The 16,168-nt window shown below is 68.3% G+C and carries 14 protein-coding genes and 1 pseudogene; 4 read left to right on the top strand and 11 right to left on the bottom strand.

The features are described from left to right. Positions 1-30: 30 nt before the first annotated feature. The 3 genes from J2728_RS04855 to J2728_RS04845 all read left to right on the top strand — a co-directional run bounded on the left by J2728_RS04855 (position 31) and on the right by J2728_RS04845 (position 4,431). Positions 31-1,980 (top strand): acyltransferase family protein, encoded by a 1,950-nt coding sequence (locus tag J2728_RS04855; RefSeq protein ID WP_309997092.1) that lies wholly within the window; start codon positions 31-33, stop codon positions 1,978-1,980. Positions 1,981-2,053: 73 nt separating this feature from the next. Beyond that, a complete protein-coding gene (locus tag J2728_RS04850) occupies positions 2,054-3,136 on the top strand; it encodes a phosphotransferase (protein WP_309997089.1) in 1,083 nt (360 codons plus the stop codon). A gap of 8 nt (positions 3,137-3,144) precedes the next feature. After that, positions 3,145-4,431, top strand: coding sequence for a metal-dependent hydrolase family protein (locus tag J2728_RS04845; RefSeq protein WP_309997086.1), 1,287 nt, complete (start codon positions 3,145-3,147; stop codon positions 4,429-4,431). A 24-nt stretch (positions 4,432-4,455) separates the two neighbouring features. Here the strand turns inward: J2728_RS04845 and J2728_RS04840 are convergent. From J2728_RS04840 to J2728_RS04815, 6 genes and pseudogenes are all read right to left on the bottom strand, one after another. Continuing rightward, positions 4,456-4,554 (bottom strand): annotated as a pseudogene (locus tag J2728_RS04840) (hypothetical protein); the annotation flags it as partial. 8 nt (positions 4,555-4,562) lie between these two features. Then, positions 4,563-5,570 carry a tetraacyldisaccharide 4'-kinase gene (gene lpxK / locus J2728_RS04835; protein WP_309997085.1) on the bottom strand — a complete coding sequence of 336 codons (1,008 nt, stop codon included), beginning with the start codon at positions 5,568-5,570 and terminating at the stop codon, positions 4,563-4,565. Then, positions 5,567-6,850, bottom strand: coding sequence for a 3-deoxy-D-manno-octulosonic acid transferase (locus J2728_RS04830; RefSeq protein WP_404979715.1), 1,284 nt, complete (start codon positions 6,848-6,850; stop codon positions 5,567-5,569). The genes lpxK and J2728_RS04830 overlap by 4 nt, the downstream gene beginning before the upstream one ends. Then, the gene (locus J2728_RS04825; RefSeq protein WP_309997081.1) at positions 6,820-7,833 is read right to left on the bottom strand and encodes a cation diffusion facilitator family transporter; all 1,014 of its coding nucleotides are present in this window, start codon (positions 7,831-7,833) and stop codon (positions 6,820-6,822) included. Before J2728_RS04825 ends, J2728_RS04830 begins: the two co-directional genes overlap by 31 nt. 30 nt (positions 7,834-7,863) lie before the next feature. Then, on the bottom strand, positions 7,864-8,562 hold the full coding sequence (locus tag J2728_RS04820) for a lysophospholipid acyltransferase family protein (protein WP_309997078.1): 699 nt from the start codon (positions 8,560-8,562) through the stop codon (positions 7,864-7,866). Then, positions 8,559-10,352 carry an ABC transporter ATP-binding protein gene (locus J2728_RS04815; protein WP_309997077.1) on the bottom strand — a complete coding sequence of 598 codons (1,794 nt, stop codon included), beginning with the start codon at positions 10,350-10,352 and terminating at the stop codon, positions 8,559-8,561. The genes J2728_RS04820 and J2728_RS04815 overlap by 4 nt, the downstream gene beginning before the upstream one ends. A 223-nt stretch (positions 10,353-10,575) precedes the next feature. Here J2728_RS04815 and J2728_RS04810 point away from each other — a divergent pair, with 223 nt between their 5' ends. Continuing rightward, complete coding sequence (locus J2728_RS04810) at positions 10,576-11,241, top strand: tyrosine-protein phosphatase (protein WP_309997075.1); 666 nt, start codon at positions 10,576-10,578, stop codon at positions 11,239-11,241. Positions 11,242-11,371: 130 nt separating this feature from the next. Here J2728_RS04810 and J2728_RS04805 read toward each other — a convergent pair whose 3' ends face one another. The 5 genes from J2728_RS04805 to J2728_RS04785 all read right to left on the bottom strand — a co-directional run bounded on the left by J2728_RS04805 (position 11,372) and on the right by J2728_RS04785 (position 16,086). After that, on the bottom strand, positions 11,372-11,608 hold the full coding sequence (locus tag J2728_RS04805; protein ID WP_167535143.1) for a DUF4170 domain-containing protein: 237 nt from the start codon (positions 11,606-11,608) through the stop codon (positions 11,372-11,374). 20 nt (positions 11,609-11,628) lie between these two features. Beyond that, the gene (locus J2728_RS04800) at positions 11,629-12,408 is read right to left on the bottom strand and encodes a 3'(2'),5'-bisphosphate nucleotidase CysQ (RefSeq protein ID WP_309997068.1); all 780 of its coding nucleotides are present in this window, start codon (positions 12,406-12,408) and stop codon (positions 11,629-11,631) included. Further along, positions 12,405-13,736, bottom strand: coding sequence for a TldD/PmbA family protein (locus tag J2728_RS04795; RefSeq protein ID WP_309997064.1), 1,332 nt, complete (start codon positions 13,734-13,736; stop codon positions 12,405-12,407). The genes J2728_RS04800 and J2728_RS04795 overlap by 4 nt, the downstream gene beginning before the upstream one ends. 47 nt (positions 13,737-13,783) lie before the next feature. Then, on the bottom strand, positions 13,784-14,185 hold the full coding sequence (locus J2728_RS04790; RefSeq protein ID WP_309997061.1) for an MAPEG family protein: 402 nt from the start codon (positions 14,183-14,185) through the stop codon (positions 13,784-13,786). A gap of 80 nt (positions 14,186-14,265) precedes the next feature. Continuing rightward, the gene (locus J2728_RS04785) at positions 14,266-16,086 is read right to left on the bottom strand and encodes a M14 family metallopeptidase (protein WP_404979704.1); all 1,821 of its coding nucleotides are present in this window, start codon (positions 16,084-16,086) and stop codon (positions 14,266-14,268) included. Between the last annotated feature and the right edge of the window lie 82 nt (positions 16,087-16,168).

The raw sequence follows: 16,168 nt of genomic DNA, 5'->3' as shown, positions 1-16,168 counted from the left end.
GCATTGTGATGCTTTGCTCCAGGCGTGAAGATGTTGAGTGACATGGGCGCATCGGCCTTACACAGGCCGACCCCCGGTACAGCTGGCCTGGACTACCGACGCGACATAGACGGCCTTCGGGCCATCGCGGTCTTGATGGTGGTGTTACACCATGCGGGCCTGGGCCTCGCCTCGGGCGGGTTCGTCGGCGTCGACGTCTTTTTCGTGATTTCGGGCTTCCTGATCACCCGCATCATTCAAGCTGGCGTCACGGCGTCCAGCTTCCGGTTCGGCGACTTTTATTTTCGGCGCGCCAAGCGGCTGCTTCCAGCCCTCTACGCGATGATGCTGACGACCCTCGTGGGCGGGTACTGGGTTCTAACCCCGGCGGACTACAGCCTGATGGGCCAAAGCATCCTGGCGGCCGTCGGTCTCTTCTCGAACCATTTCTTTTGGCACAACACAGGGGGCTATTTCTCGCCGGATGCGTCGGCTTTTCCGCTGCTGCACGTGTGGTCGCTGTCGGTCGAAGAGCAGTTTTACCTCGTCTGGCCGGCCGCGTTCATTCTGATCCTGCGATTGAAGTCTCCGATCGCGCGTATCAGCTTGATCTGCCTTCTGGCTCTCGTCTCGCTCCTCGCCAGCCAGTACGGCGTGGCAAGGAACTGGGGCGGCGCCTATTTCCTGGCTCCAGCCCGCGCCTTCGAGTTTCTAATCGGGGCTCTAGTGCACCTGCTGTGGCGCGAACGGTCCGCGCCAAGTCCTCTCTTGGCCAACCTTTGCTCTGGGCTAGGTCTGCTGGGGGTGTTGGCCTCATTCCTGTTGCTGGACGAGCGCTCGGGCTTTCCGGGCCTCAATGCCCTGCTGCCCTGCCTCGCCGCGGCCCTGATCATCGCCGCCCCCCGGTTTGGACCCAGCCTGGGTTCGCGCCTCCTGGGCGTTGGACCTCTGGTCGCGGTCGGCCTGGCCTCGTATTCGATCTACCTGTGGCACTGGCCGATGGTCGCCTATCTGAAGCAATCGGACGTCGAATTCACGCGGTGGGCCAAGATTGGCTTGGTCCTGGCGGCCCTGGTCGCCGGCTTCATCAGCTGGTGGCTTATCGAGCGCCTCTTCCGAGCGAGACTAGAGAAGAAGGACAGGATCGCCTGGGGAGCCATGCTGGCCGTGACCGTCGCGCTGGTGGGTGGGGCTGGCTACGTCTGGGGCAAGCAGGGTCTGCCCGAGCGCTTCCCCTACGCCATGCTGACCCAGGATCAACTGATGGCGGAACGTGGGCGGTACTGGCGCGAACTGCCAGCCTTGAACACACGCTTCGACGAGCCGGGCGCGGGAGCCCAGCTCCTGATCGTCGGTAATTCTCACGCCTATGATCTGGCCTATGCCCTGATGGAGAACGGCTATCCGGGCAAGATCAAGCTGATCGAAACCAACTACCAGTGCTTCAATTTCGGCCACGACGCCGGAAAGCCGGCCGACACCGACGTGTGCGCGGAGCGCCTGCGGACGGTTCTGACCAGCAGCGATGTGAAGCTCGCCAGCGCCATCTATCTGCATGACAACTGGGGCGGTCTGGATCTCGCGGGTCTAGACGACATGATCGTCTGTCTACGCGCCCTCACCGCCGCGCCGATCTATGTCTTCGGGCCGAAGATGTCATTCTCCGAGAACGCCTTGAACATCGCCAAGGCGGCCCAGGCGCGGCGTCATGCCAGCGTCTCGGGGATCAACCGGTTCGCCACTGCCTATCGCGTCGAGGAGAGGGCTGCTTACGACGCGGCTCTGAAGGCCCACTTCGCCGCCAAGTCCATGCCCGAGGTCCACTATATCAGCACGATGGACGCCCAATGTGGTGGCGGGACCTGTCCGCTCATCTCCAATGACGGCAAGTATCTGTTCTTCGACGGAAGCCACTTCACGCTCGAGGGTTCTCGCCGCGTCGGCGCCAATCTCAAGCGGCAACATCCAGAGCTGTTCATGCCCGTGACGCCTCGCGGGTGACGGGTAAGTGTCTTGCACACGCCGCGCCACCCTCTAAACTCCCTTTCAAACAAGCGTTGGGGAGAAGCGCGCCATGGCTGAAGCCGCCGAACAGTCCGCCCAGGACTTGAACTCCGGCACCAAGCCGGTCGACCCGCGCCACGCGATCGACGAGGTCAAGCTGGCCGCCTGGCTGGAAGCCAACGTCGAGGGCTACGCCGGGCCGCTCGAGGTGCGTCAGTTCAAGGGCGGCCAGTCGAACCCGACCTATCAGCTGGTCACGCCGTCGCGGAAATACGTCCTGCGCCGCAAGCCGCCTGGCAAGCTGCTGCCCAGCGCCCACGCGGTCGACCGCGAATACAAGGTGATCTCCAGCCTGAACAAGGCCGACTTCCCGGTCGCCAAGGCCTACGCCCTCTGCATGGACGAGGACGTCATCGGCACGATCTTCTACGTGATGGAGAACGTCGAGGGCCGCATCCTGTGGGACGGGACCTTGCCGGACTATCAGCCGGCCGAGCGGCGCGCGATCTACGAGGCGCAGATCGACACTCTGGCGGCCCTGCACAACGTCGACTACGCGGCGGTGGGCCTTTCTGACTACGGCAAGCCCGGCAACTATTTCACCCGCCAGATCGACCGCTGGACCAAGCAGTACAAGGCCTCCGAGACCAAGCCGATCCCAGAGATGGACCGACTGATCGACTGGCTGGCCAAGACCGTGCCGGCCGACGACCAGACCTCGATCGTCCATGGCGACTATCGCCTCGACAACATGATCCTACACCCGACCGAGCCTCGGGTGATCGCGGTGCTGGACTGGGAGCTGTCGACCCTGGGCAATCCGCTGGCCGACTTCAGCTACTTCCTGATGAACTGGGTGATGCCGTCCGACCAGCGCGGGGGTTTGGCCGAGATCAAGGATCTGGAGACCTACGGCATTCCGACCATCCCCCAGGCGGTGGCGCGCTATTGCGAGGCCACCGGCCGCGACGGCCTGCCGGAGCTGGACTGGTATTTCAGCTACAACCTCTTCAGATTGGCCGGCATCTGCCAGGGCATCGTCGGCCGCGTCCGCGACGGCACCGCCGCCAGCGCCCATGCGCAGCTGATGGAGGCGCGCGTGCCGGTCCTGGCCAAGGGGGCCTGGGACTTCGCGCGCAAGGCGGGGGCTTGAGGGGCTAAATGAAACGACTTCTGGCTGGCGCGTGCGTCCTGGCTCTGACCGGGGCGCTGGGCGGGGTCGCGTATGCTGAAACGGTCTTCGTCCAGGCTGGCCGACTGCTGGCCGATCCGGCCACGGGCAAGGTCGAGACGGCCAAGACCCTGGTCCTGGAAAACGGCAAGGTCGCCCGCGTCGTCGATGGCTATGTCGCCGAACCTGGCGGCAACGTGGTCGACCTGAAGGACGGCTTCGTCCTGCCCGGCCTGATCGACAGCCACGTCCACCTGACCGGACAGCAGGGCCCGACCTCGCGCCTCGACGAGGTGACCCAATCATCCGCCGACCAGGCGATGATCGGGGCCGGCTATGCGCGCAAGACGCTGATGGCGGGCTTCACCACGGTCGCGGACCTCGGCGCCGAGAACCAGGCGATCTTCGCCCTGCGCGAGGGGATCAAGCGCGGCGACGTGATCGGCCCGCGTGTCCTCGCCGCCGGCTCGGCGGTGTCGATCCACGGCGGCCATGGCGACGTCAACGGTTTCTCCGACGAGGTCATGCACGTGCTGCGGCCGACCTCGGTCTGCTCGGGCGCCGACGACTGCCGCCGGGCGACGCGCGAGCAGGTCTGGCACGGCGCCGACATCATCAAGATCACCGCCACTGGCGGCGTGCTCTCCAACACCGCCGCAGGCCTTTCCCAACAGTTCTCGGACGACGAGCTGAAGGCCATCGTCGACGCCGCCCACAAGATGGGCCGCAAGGTCACCGCCCACGCCCACGGCGTCGACGGCATCAACAGCTTCCTGCGGGCCGGCGGCGACTCGATCGAGCACGGCACCTATCTCGACGCCGAGAGCATGGCGCTGTTCAAGAAGAATGGCGGCTATCTGATCCCGACCCTGATGGCCGGCGACTTCGTCTATCGGATCGCCTCGGGGCCCAACAACTTCCTGACCCCCGCCCAGACCGCCAAGGCGCTGGACGCCGGCCCGAAGATGCTGGCCATGGCGCGCCGCGCCCACGAGGGCGGGGTCAAGATCGCGTTCGGCACCGACACCGGCGTGTCCGCCCACGGCGACAACGCCGGCGAGTTCGCCCTGCTGGTCAAGGCGGGCCTGACGCCGCTGGAGGCGATCCAGGCCGCCACCGTCAACGCCGCCGACCACTTTTCGCTGTCGAACGAGATCGGCAGCCTGGCGCCTGGCAAGGCCGCCGACCTGATCGCCGTGAAGGGCGACCCGCTGAAGGACGTCACCGAGCTCCAGCGGGTGACGTCGGTGATCAAGGGCGGGGTGGTTTATAAGTAAGGGGGTAGGCGACGCCCAAAATCCTCCCCCAGCGGGGGAGGTGTCGACGCAGTCGACGGAGGGGGAAGAGGCAAGCTCAATAGGACTTCCCCCTCCGGCCTTCGGCCTCCTCCCCCTTGGGGGGAGGATTTTTAGAGCCCCGCCTTCCCCAACAGCTCCTCCAGCGCCGCCTCGTCGTCGAAGCGGGCGCGGACGGGCCAGGGGGTCACCCGGGCGCGCCAGGCGGGCGGCAGGCGGATCCAGTCCTTTTCGGTGGTGACCAGGCCCGCGTCATAGGCCTTGGCGCGATCGGCCAGCATCTTCAGCGTCGCCTCGTCATAGGCGCCGTGATCGGGAAAGGGCGCGAAGTCCACCAGCTGGCAGCCAGCGGCGGTCAGGGCCTTTTCCACCTTCCAGGGCTTGCCGACGCCGGCGAAGCCGACCTGAGGACCTTCGGGTACAGGCGCGGCGGGCTCCAGCCGCGCGACCAGCACCGGCATGTCGCCGAACTCCACCAAGAGATCGAAGTCGGGTTGCGGCATGTCCACGGGCAGCAGCACGATCACCGCGTCAGCGCGGGCCAGGCCCACCTTCAGCGGCTCGCGCATCGGCCCGGCGGGGAAGACCCGGCCGTCGCCAAACGGCCACTCGCCGCCGCGCGTCTCGCCGTCGACCACCACGAGGGACAGCGCCTTGCGGACGCTGGGGTTCTGGTGGCCGTCGTCCATGACGATCGCGCCCGCCCCGGCGGCCGAGGCGGCGATCGCGCCGGCCGCGCGGTCGCGGGCCACCCACATCGGAAAGTCCTGAGCCAGCATCAGCGGCTCGTCGCCGACCTCGGCCGCCGTGTGGCGCGTGGGGTCGACGCGGACCGGCCCCTTCAGCTTGCCACCATAGCCACGCGAGAGGCCGTGGGCCTCGACGCCGCGACGGTTCAGGGTTAGCAGCAGCTCGCGGACGATCGGCGTTTTGCCCGCGCCGCCCATGGTGACGTTGCCGACGCAGATCACCGGCGCGCCGACCTCGGTGGGTATGGCCTTGGCGATCCGGCGCGCGGTCGAGGCCGCCCAAAGCCACGAGATCGGAGTGAGTAGGGCGCGGGTCAGCGGGGCGGGGCCGCCGCTCCTCACGTACCACCAGCGGGGGGTGCCGAGTTTCATGAGGCTATCTTGGGGACCAGCTCGAGGATGCGGGAAAGCCCCGCGCGCGCTTCGGCGTCGCGGGTGTCGACGAAGCGACGAGCGCGGGCGGCGCGTTCGCGAGCGGCGGCGGGCGCGCCGAGGTCGGCGGCGATGGCGGCCCCGAGACCTTCCGGCGGGGTCATCACCACGCCTTCCGCCGCCTCCAGTCCCGCGAAGGCCGAAGCCCAGTTCTCGACGAACGGGCCGCTGATCACGGGGCAGTCCAGCCGCGCGGCTTCCAGCGGATTATGCCCGCCGATGTCGGGGACCAGGCTGCCGGCGATGACGGCGGTCCCGGCTAGGCGGAACCACAGACCCATTTCGCCCAGGGTGTCGGCCACCACGACGTCGGCGCTTTCGCCTGGGGCCTGGCTTCGCAGGACGGCGGAGAGGCCCCGCGCCCGAGCCACGGCGACGATCGCCGGCCCTCGCTCGACATGGCGCGGCGCCAGCACGATCGGCGGCCGGTCGGAAAGGAGGGCGAGGGCGTCCAGGGCGATCTCGTCCTCGCCGGGATGGGTGCTGGCGATCAGCAGGGGCGGCCGCGGGAAGCGGGCGCGCTCGACGGCGAGCGCCGGTTCGTCGACGGGCGGGGGCGCCGCGCCGAACTTCAGGTCGGCCTCGCCGGCGACCTTGCCGCCCAGGGACTCGAAGCGCCGATGGGCGCGCGCGTCCTGGGCCAGGATCAGGTCGAAGCTCGACAGCAACTGGCTCGCGGCGTCCGGACGCCGGCTCCAGCGGGCGAAACTGCGGTCCGACAGCTTGGCCGAGACGAGGGCCAGGCGCGTCCCGGCGGCCTTGGCCTCCAGCAAGAGGTTAGGCCACAGCTCGCTCTCGACGAAGACGGCGAGGTCGGGCTTCCAGCGGGCGATGAAGCGCCGCGCCGCGCCAGGGGCGTCGACGGGGACGTATTGGTGGATCGCGTCGGCGGGCAGGCGCTTGGCCAGCAGGGCGGCCGAGGTTGTGGTGCCGGAGGTGACCAGGACCGTGACGTCCGGCCGCTCAAGCCGCAGGCGTTCCACCAGCGGCAGGATCGACAGGCTCTCGCCGACGCTGGCGCCGTGCAGCCAGACCAGAGCGCCGGTGGGACGCGCGGTCTCGCCGCGTCCCAGACGCTCGGCGAGGCGCGCGGGGTCTTCCTTGCCTTGGCGGGCGCGGCGGGCCAGCAGCGCGGGCGCGATCGGTTCCAGCAGGCCAGTGGCGGCCCGGTAGAGGCCCAGGGACAGGGTCACACCACGCCTTCTGGCGCCAGGCGGCAGGCGTGCGCCCCGTGGCTGGTCTCGACCTGGATGGTCACGTGGCCGATGTTGAACTTGCTGGCCAGCTCGGCGCAGGCCTCGTGCAGGAACTGGTCGTGGCCCTCGTCCAGCGGCCGGACGACGTGGGCGGTCATGGCGTTCTCGGTCGTGCTCATCGCCCAGATGTGCAGGTCGTGGACCTCGGACACGCCCGGGCGGGCGGCGAGCCACGCGCGCACCTTGGCGGGATCGATGCCGCGCGGCGCGGCGTCGAGGGCGAGATCCAGCGAGTCGCGTAGCAGGCCCCAGGTGCCCAGCACGATGACGGCGACGATGGCCAGGCTGACGACGGGGTCCAGCCACAGCCAGCTTGTCAGGCTCATGGCGAAGGCGGCGACCACGACCCCGGCCGACACGGCGGCGTCGGCGGCCATGTGCAGGAAGGCGCCCCGGACGTTCAGGTCTTCCTTCGAGCCCTTCATGAACATCAGGGCCGTGGCGGTGTTGATGGCGATGCCGACGGCCGCGACGATCATGACCGGTCCGGTCTCGATCGGCTCCGGATCGGCGAACCGGCGGACGGCCTCCCAGGCGATCGCGCCGACGGCGACCAGCAGCAGGGCCGCGTTGGCCAGCGAGGCCAGAATCGTTCCCTTGCGCAGGCCATAGGTGCGGCGAAGGCTGGGGGCGCGCTTGGCCAGCACCGCCGCGCCCCAGGCCATCAGCAGACCCAGCACGTCCGACAGGTTGTGGCCGGCGTCGGCCAGCAGGGCGAGGGAGCCGGTGATCAGGCCGGCGGCCGCCTCGACGACCACGAAGCCCAGGTTCAGCGCGGTGCCGATCGCGAAGGCGCGGCCGAAGTCCTTGGGCGCGTGGCTGTGGCCGTGATGGCCGTGGTCGTGGTGATGGTGGTCGTGACCGTGCGCGTGATCATGATCGTGGTGATCATGGTCGTGCCCATGTTCTTTGTCGTCGTGCGCGTGTCGGGCGTGATCGTGAGCCATGGCTCTACATCCCACCAAGCATGAGCCGGATCAATCTTCGACCAGGGCTTCGGCCCGGCGGGTGACCGCGGAGAGGCGCGCGGCCCAGTCCTCGGCCAACTGGTCGGGGTCGTCGCCGCGTCCCGCGCCGGTCGGCCCGTCCCAGACCATGGCGGCCTTGGCGAAGGGTAGGGGGATCATGGTCTGGTCCCACGAGCCTAGACGGATACAGGGCTTGGCGGCGAGCCCGACGAAGATCACCGGCGCGCCGGTGACCCGGGCCAGAGATGGCGTGCCCTTCTCCATGTGCTCGGCGGGGCCGCGCGGGCCGTCGGGCGTGATGGCGATCCCGCCGCCGTCCTTCACCCACTTGACCATGTCGCGGAAGGCCTGCTCGCCGTGCTTGTTCTTGGCCAGATCGGTCTTTTTGGCCGAGGAGCCGCGGATCGACGGAAAGCCCAGCTTCTCGACCGTCCGGGCGATGAACTCGCCGTCGTTGGAACGCGAGATCAGGGCGCGCATGTCCTGGCGCTCGGGGCTTTGCGGCCAGCTGAGCGGCGACATCGGGATGCGCGAGTGCCAGAAGCACAGGATCGCCCCGACGCCGGTCTCGCGGCCTTGCGCCCATACGGTTTCCGCCTGCTCGCGACCTTCCTCGGTCATGCGCAGCGTGCGGAACACGAGCTTGGAGTAGCCGGCGAAGATCGAGGACAGTAGCCAGATCACGAACGGCGAACGCAGGGGCCTCAAGCGTCGCCCTCCAGCGCCGGCGTCTCTGGAACGTGGTCGAGGTCCTGGGCCTTGGCCAGGCGAGCATAGAGCCCGCCGGCCCGAACGAGGTCGGCGTGGGGGCCGGTCTCGACCACGCGGCCCTTGTCGATGACGTAGATGCGGTCGGCGTTCTTTACCGTCGATAGGCGGTGGGCGATCAGGATCGTCGTGCGGCCCGCCATCAGCCGTTCCAGCGCCGCCTGCACCTGGGCCTCGCTCTCCGTGTCGAGGGCGCTGGTGGCTTCGTCCAGCAGCAGGATCGGGGCGTTCTTCAGGAAGGCGCGGGCGATGGCGATGCGCTGGCGCTGGCCGCCGGACAGGCGGGTTCCGGCCTCGCCGACGGGGGTGTCGTAGCCCTCGGGCAGGGCCAGGATGAAGTCGTGGGCGGCGGCCTGGCGGGCGGCGGCCTCGATCTCCAGCTGGCTGGCGCCGGGGCGGGCGTAGGCGATGTTGGCGCGGACGGTGTCGTCGAACAGGAACGGCTCCTGGGTGACCAGGGCGATGCGGTCGCGCAGGGACGACAGGGTCACCGTCCGCACGTCGTGGCCGTCGATGGTCACAGCTCCGCCGTTCACGTCGTGGAAGCGCGGGATCAGGTTCAGGATCGAGCTCTTACCGCCGCCGGACGGGCCGACCAGGGCCACGGTCTCGCCCTGGCGCGCTTCGATCGAGACGTCCGACAGGGCCGGAATGTCGGCGCCATAGGAGAAGGTGACGTGGCTCAAGGCGATCGCGCTGTCGCCGGCTGGCAGCGGCTTGGCGTCGGCCGGATCGACGATGGTCGGTTCGACGTCGAGCGCGGCGAACAGCCGGCGCGCGCCGGTGAAGCCCTCGCTGAACACCGTCTGCAGGTTGGCCACCTGACGCAGCGACTGCAGGGCCATCGCCAGGGCCGCCAGGAAGGCCGAGAAGTCCCCCGCGCTCATCTGGCCCATCGTCGCGCGCCAGCCGGCATAGGCCAGCACGCCGGCGGTGATCAGGGCGCCGAAGGTTTCGGTGGCCGGGGCGGCCATGGCCTTGGCGTTCGAGCCCTTGACCAGGTGTCGCTGGCGGCGCTCGATCACGGCGGCCACGCGGCCTTCCTCGTAGGCCTCGCGGTTCTCCATCTTGACGATCTTGACCCCGTCCAGACTCTCCATGATCGCGGTGGAGAGGTTGGAGGTCTCGCCCATGGCGCCCTTGGCCGCCTTGGTGGTCTTCTTCGAGAAGCGCCGAATGAACAGGCTGGAGACGGGGCCGATGATCAGGACGCCGCAGGCCAGCGGCCAGTCCAGCTGGAACATGACCACCAGCGCACCGACGACGGTCAGGAATTCGCGGGTGTAGTTGACCACGCCGCTGGTGGCCGCCTCGCGGATCAGGGTCGCGTCGTACAGCATCGACGAGACGTACGAGCCCGAGTGCGCGCCGCGCAGGCGGGCGAGATCCGAGCGCATCAGCCGGCCGAACAGCCGCAGCTGCATGTCGCCGACCACGCCGTTGCCGATGCGGTTGATCGAGGTGGTCTGCAACACCTGGAACACGCCTCGGCTGACCGCGATGACGGCGATCAGCAGCGGGATGCGCCACAGCGCGCCGGGCTGCGGATGCGAAATCAGATGATCGACGGCCGGCTTCAGAACGTAGGCGAGGGCGGCGCTCAGTCCGGCGACCGCGACGGCGCAGAGCAAGGCGGCGGCCAGCCGGTTGCGACGGGGCTGTAGGTACTCGCGCCAGATCCGCGCGGCGATGACGCGGTTCGAGAGTTCAGGGGTGTCCTGGGCGGTCATGGGGGAGGGGTCGGATTTCGCGCGGAGGCTGTCAAGGACCCTGGAGCGCTTGCGCTCCAGTGTTTTTGTTTCAGAGCCTGCTCATCGGGTTCAGATGGTCCATCTGAACCCGGTAGGCTCTGCGGGACGCACTCGCCCGTAAAAGCGACAGCATAAGGGCCGGTTTTGCCTTTCGGACCGCTCTATCCTACTTAGACCGCGCATTTCGCAAGGATCGCCCCGCTTGGCCAAGTTCGACCTCACCACGCCCTGGGGCCGGTTCAAGACCTATCTCCACTATCTGTGGAACGACCACGCTTACCTGCGCCTCGGCTTCTCCAACGCCCACTGGATCAGCCCCGAGATGGTGCGCGCCAACCAGCCCTGGCCGTTCCAGCTGGCCTGGTGGAAGAAGCAGGGGATCAAGACGATCGTGAACCTGCGCGGCGGCTTCGACGGCAGCTTTTACGCGCTGGAGAAGGACGCCTGCCAGCGCCTGGGCCTGAACTTCGTCGACTTCACCATCACCTCGCGCGAGGTCCCGATCCGCGAGCGGGTGCGGGGGGCGAAGGAACTGTTCGAGACGATCGAATATCCGGCCCTGATGCACTGCAAGTCGGGCGCTGACCGGGCGGGGATCATGAGCGTCTTTTACGCTCACTATCGCCTGGGCCAGCCGATCCGCGAGGCGATGAAGCAGCTGGGACCGCGCTACCTGCACATCAAGCACGGCAACACCGGCGTGCTGGACTACGTGTTCGAGCAGTATCTGGAGCGGGGCGAGCCGAAGGGGATGACCTTCAGCGAGTGGGTCGAAAGCGAGGACTACGATCCGGTCGCGATGAAGAAGACCTTCCGCGCCGGGATGCTGGGCAAGGTGCTGACGGACAAGATCCTGCGGCGGGAGTGAAGATGCTCCCCCGTGACACGGGGGAGCTGTCGCGGAGCGACTGAGGGGGCAAGCTGGAATTTGGCCGAGTTGGCCCCCTCCGGCCCTCCGGGCCACCTCCCCCGCATCGCGGGGGAGGAACTTAGGCGGCTCAGCCCTCGCTGCTCGGATCCAGCAGCTTGTGGGCGTGGATGATGAAGTAGCGGGCGTGGGCGTTGTCGACCGTGGCCTGGGCCTTGGCCTTCCAGGCCTTGTGGGCCTCGTCGTAATTCGGATAGGCGCCGACGAATTCGACCTTCGACAGGTCGCGGAATTCGATGCCGGCGACGTCCTTCAGTTCACCGCCGATGACGATATGAAGAAGCTGCTTATCGGGCATTTGGAGCAAGTTCCTGCGAGGAATTGGTTTTATGGCAGCTCGATATGCCCGACGCGGTTAAGGATCAATGGCGCAAGCGCCCGATTGGCGCAAACCAGGCTCGGAACCTGCGGAACGGGGCGATTATAGGCGAAGCCTTGACCTTTATGGTCGCTGAGCGTGGCGCCGGCGCGGCGGAGGATCAGGTCGGCGGCCGCGAGGTCCCACTCGCTCTTGGGCGACAAGGCCACGGCGGCGTCGAAGGCCCCTGACGCCACCAGGCACATGCGGTAGGCGATCGAATTGCGGCTTTCGATGCGCATCTCCGGCCAGGGCTCGCGCCAGGCGGGGTGGGCGAACATCTTGGCGTCGCCCAGCATCGCCGCGCCAAGCAGCTGGTCGGTGGCGCTGGGCGCGATCGAGGCGCCGTTCAGGGTCGCGGGGCCTTCCAGCGTGGCGGCGTAGGTCTCGGAGAGCGCCGGCGCGTGAACCACCCCCGCGATCGGCTGGCCGTCCTCGACCACGGCGATCGAGACCGCGAACCACGGCTTGTTCTTCATGAAGGCCGCGGTGCCGTCGATCGGGTCCACGACGAACTGGCGGCGGGTGGTCAGGCGCGCCGGATCGTCGGCGGTCTCCTCCGACAGCCAGCCATAGTCGGGTCGCGCCGATTTCAGCTCCAGCTTCAGCAGGGTGTCGACCGCCAGGTCGGCGTCGGTGACCGGCGAGCCGCCTGTCTTGGACCAGATCTTCAGGCCGCTTTCGCGGGCCGAGAGCGCCAGCTCTCCGGCCTTGCGCGCGGCGTCGAGGATCAGGTCCAGGTCGCTCATTTGCCCGCGATGGCCAGGGCGTCGACCAGCAGCGACGGACTGTTGCTGGCCCCGCGAAGCTGAAGGTCCGAGCCGGGAACGAGACGCGCGTAGATGTCGATCAGATTGCCGGCCACGGTGATCTCGGTGACAGGGCCGGTGCTCTCGCCGTTCTCGAACCAGAACCCAGCGCACCCAACCGACCAGTCGCCGGTGTTGCCGTTCAGCGAAGGACCGAACATCGAGGTGACGACGAGGCCGGTCCCGGCGTCCTTCATCAGGCCCTGGATGTCCTTCTCGCCCGGCTGGAGCGTCAGGTTGTGGGTCGAGACGCCGGAGGGGCCGGCGAGGCCTCGCGAGGCGTGGCCGGTGGTGACGAGACCCAGCTGCTTGGCCGAGCTGGTGTTCAGCAGCCAGGTGGTCAGCACGCCGTCGTCGATCAGGGCGCGCGCTTCCGTCGCCACGCCCTCGTCGTCGAACGGCGCCGAGCCGAGTCCGCGCACCCGGTGCGGGTCCTCCAGCAGATGGACGCCGCGCGCGAAGATCCGCTGACCCAGCTTGTCCTTCAGGAACGAGGTGCCCCGGGCGATCGAGGGGCCCGAGATCGCGCCCAGCAGCGGGCCGATCAGGCTCATGGCCAGGCGGTTCTCGAAGATCACCGGGGCGGTGGTCGAGGCGATCTTGCGCGGGTTCAGCCGCGCCACCGCCTGGCGGCCGGCCTCCATGCCGATGTCGCCGGCGGCCGGCAGGTCGCCGAAGTGACGGGTCGAGCGGCCCTCGCCACCGCGCTCCATGCCCGCGCCCTCGCCGGCGATGGCCGAGGCGGAGACCGAGTGGCCGGTGGCCGCGTGGCTGGCGTGGAAGCCCTCGCTGGTGACCATGGCCCAGCGGGACGACGACCAGGTCGCCGAACCGCCGTCGGAGTTGGTCACGCCCTTGACGGCGCGGGCATGCTCCTCGGCCTGGCGGGCTTGGGTCTCGAGGGTCTCGGCGGTCGGCTCGTAGGGGTCGACGAGGTCGAGTTCGGGATAGGGCGCGCGGGCCAGTCGGTCGGCCGGCGCCAGGCTGGCGTAAGGATCCTCGGGCGCCAGGCGGGCCATGGCCACGGCGCGCTCGACCAGCTTGGCGCGCGCCTCGGCCGAGATGTCCGAGCCGGATACCGTCGCGCTGCGCTGGCCGATGAAGACGCGCAGGCCCAGGTCGCGGGCCTCCTCGCGCTCAACCTCTTCCAGCTCGCCCAAGCGGACGCTGACGGAGAGCGACTGGCGCTCGGCGAAGACAGCCTCGGCCGCGTCGGCCCCGGCCTTGCGCGCGGCGGCGACCACGTCATGCAACAGGTTTTCGTCCATGCGGTCTTATGGACGACGCGCATGGGCCGGGGCAAGCGGTGAGGGGTCTAGGCGATGGCCGAAATCAGCAGCGCGACGCCGGCGAAGATATAGGCCAGCCAGGTGGCGATCATGCCCGCCGCGCGCGGGATCGAGACGCCGCCGCTATTGGACAGGCCGACGGCGTGGGTGACGCGGCCAGCGAACAGCAGGAAGCCGACGACGTGGATGGTCAGGGCCGAGGCGCCGGCGACGGCCAGGACGGCCAGGGCGGCGATGCCCGTCGGGACATATTCGGTGGCGTTGCCGAAGGCGCGGATGGCGCGCGCCAGCTCGGGGATGCCCTCGTCGCCCAGGGCCACCTTGTGCTTCTGGCGCAGGCGCACGACCAGCACCGACAGGATCAGCAGAAGGAAGAGGTGCAGGCCGGCCCAGAGGGCGGCCGCGTGGCCGGAAACGATCGTATCCATGACTCAAAAACCCTATGACGCCGCCCGCCCCCGAGCGGCCGGCCATATGAGACCTTTCGCCCGGGAACGGCAACCCAACGCTATTTCGCGATCTCGCGGGCGATCGGATACAGCAGGTGGTGGTCGTCGTAGAACGGCGTGCGCTTGTAGAACCAAGCCAGGCGCGCGTCGGGATCGGCGGCGAACTTCGGCTCCGCGGCCAGCTTGGCCTCGAACTCGGCCTTTAGTTTCGGATCGGCCGCCAGCATCTTCTCGGCCAGCGGGGCGATGGCGTAGGGCTCGATATATTCGACGCGGCTCAGCACCTCGGGGACCATGCCCCAGGCGAAGACGCTCTCGTTGGACTGCGGCTCTAGCAGCAACACCACGAGGTCGCCCAGCGGCTGGTCGGTCGGCACGCGGACCGAGCCCTTGGGGAAGGTCCAGTCGCGGGTCTCGGTGGTGACGTTGTTGACGCTGATCTGCACGTGGCCTTCGTTGGCGCGCGTCGCGATCTTGGGATCGACCAGGCGGATCATCTCGACCTTGACGGTCTTGTTGGCGGGCAGGGTCTCCAGCGCCACGCCGTGCAGCTTCAGGCGCTCGATGAGGTCGGCGCGGTAGCTGGGCACATAGTAGGCGGTCGGGCGCTTGAGCGTCAGCGAGGGCTTTGAGCCATAGAACGGGACGTTCCAGATTTCCGGATCGGCCTCGCCCAGCCAGCGCACTTCCTTCCGGCCCGAGGCGGGGCTGTCGTAGTACGCGTACTTGATACCCTTGAAGGCGCGCGTGTAGGCGGGCTTGTCGTCGGACACGAAATTGGCCGGGATCTCGGCGGGGCGCAGGGCGCTGTCGGCGGCGATGGCCGTGCGCAGGTCTCCGCCCTTGTCGGCCAGCAGCTTCAGGGCCGTCTCGATGAACACGTAGGTCCCCAGCACGCGCTGGGCGTGGGGCTTGAGGCTATGGTTCTCGATCAGGATGGTCGGGACGTGGGCGGCCGCGCCCCAGCCGTTCGAGAAGCGTTCGCCCAGGCCGCCGTCCGAGAAGCCGGCCTTGGGATTGTGCTCGTCGATCCCGAACACCAGCTCGCCCGGGATGTGGCCCTCGGCCTCCAGGCTCTTGTTCATGACCGGCTTGAGCACCGCGTCCAGCCACTTGGCGATCGCGGGGGAGCGGTTCCAGACGCCGTTCTCGCCATTGAAGCCGTAGGTGACGTCGTACTGGTAGTCCATGCCGTCGGTCACGTGGACGTCGACATAGAGATCGGCCTTGTACTTGGCCTGCAGGCGCTTCAGCGCCCGCATCTCCGGCTGGTCCAGCTTCATGAAGTCGCGGTTAAGGTTCTGGTTGGTGGCGGTGTTGCGCCAGCCCTGGATGCGGGGGCCGCGCTGGTTCGGACGCGAATAGGGGCCCGAACGCTCGTGGCCGTCTACCGACAGGATCGGGATCAAAACGAGGTTCACCTTGTCCAGCAGGCCGTCCTTGCCGTGGAACGCCATATCCCGCAGCAGCATCATGCCGGCGTCCTTGCCGTCGATCTCGCCGGGGTGGATGCCCGCCTGGACCAGCAGCAGCGGCTTCTTGGGATCGAGCTTGTCGCCGTCCTTCGACGCGATTACCGCGAAGATCTCGCGGCCCTGTGGCGAGACGCCGAAGTCCTCGACGCGGATCAGCTTGCTGGCCTTGTCCAGGCGATCGAACCAGGCGCGGGTGTCGGCGTAGGTTGGCGAGAAGTCGTGCTCGGCGTCGGCCTCGAACGGCGTCACCCACGGATCGGCCTTGTCGCGGATCAGCGCCTGGCTGGCGCCCTGCCAATGCGGGGCCGGTGGCAGGAAGGCTTCATCCCAAGGCGCTTTGATCTGGGCCATGCTGGTGCTCGCGGTCAGGGTGACGGCCAGGGCCGCCAGGGTGAGGACTCTCATCGACTTTCCTTTGTCATCCCGGCCTCGGCGAAGCTGAGCCGACGGCGCCGCGAACCTAGCCTCTCGGGCGGTCCAAACTCGG

The organism is Caulobacter segnis, assembly GCF_031454995.1.
In the GTDB taxonomy this organism is placed as follows: Bacteria; Pseudomonadota; Alphaproteobacteria; order Caulobacterales; family Caulobacteraceae; genus Caulobacter; species Caulobacter segnis_E.
This window is presented reverse-complemented; position numbering and strand designations above follow the sequence as displayed.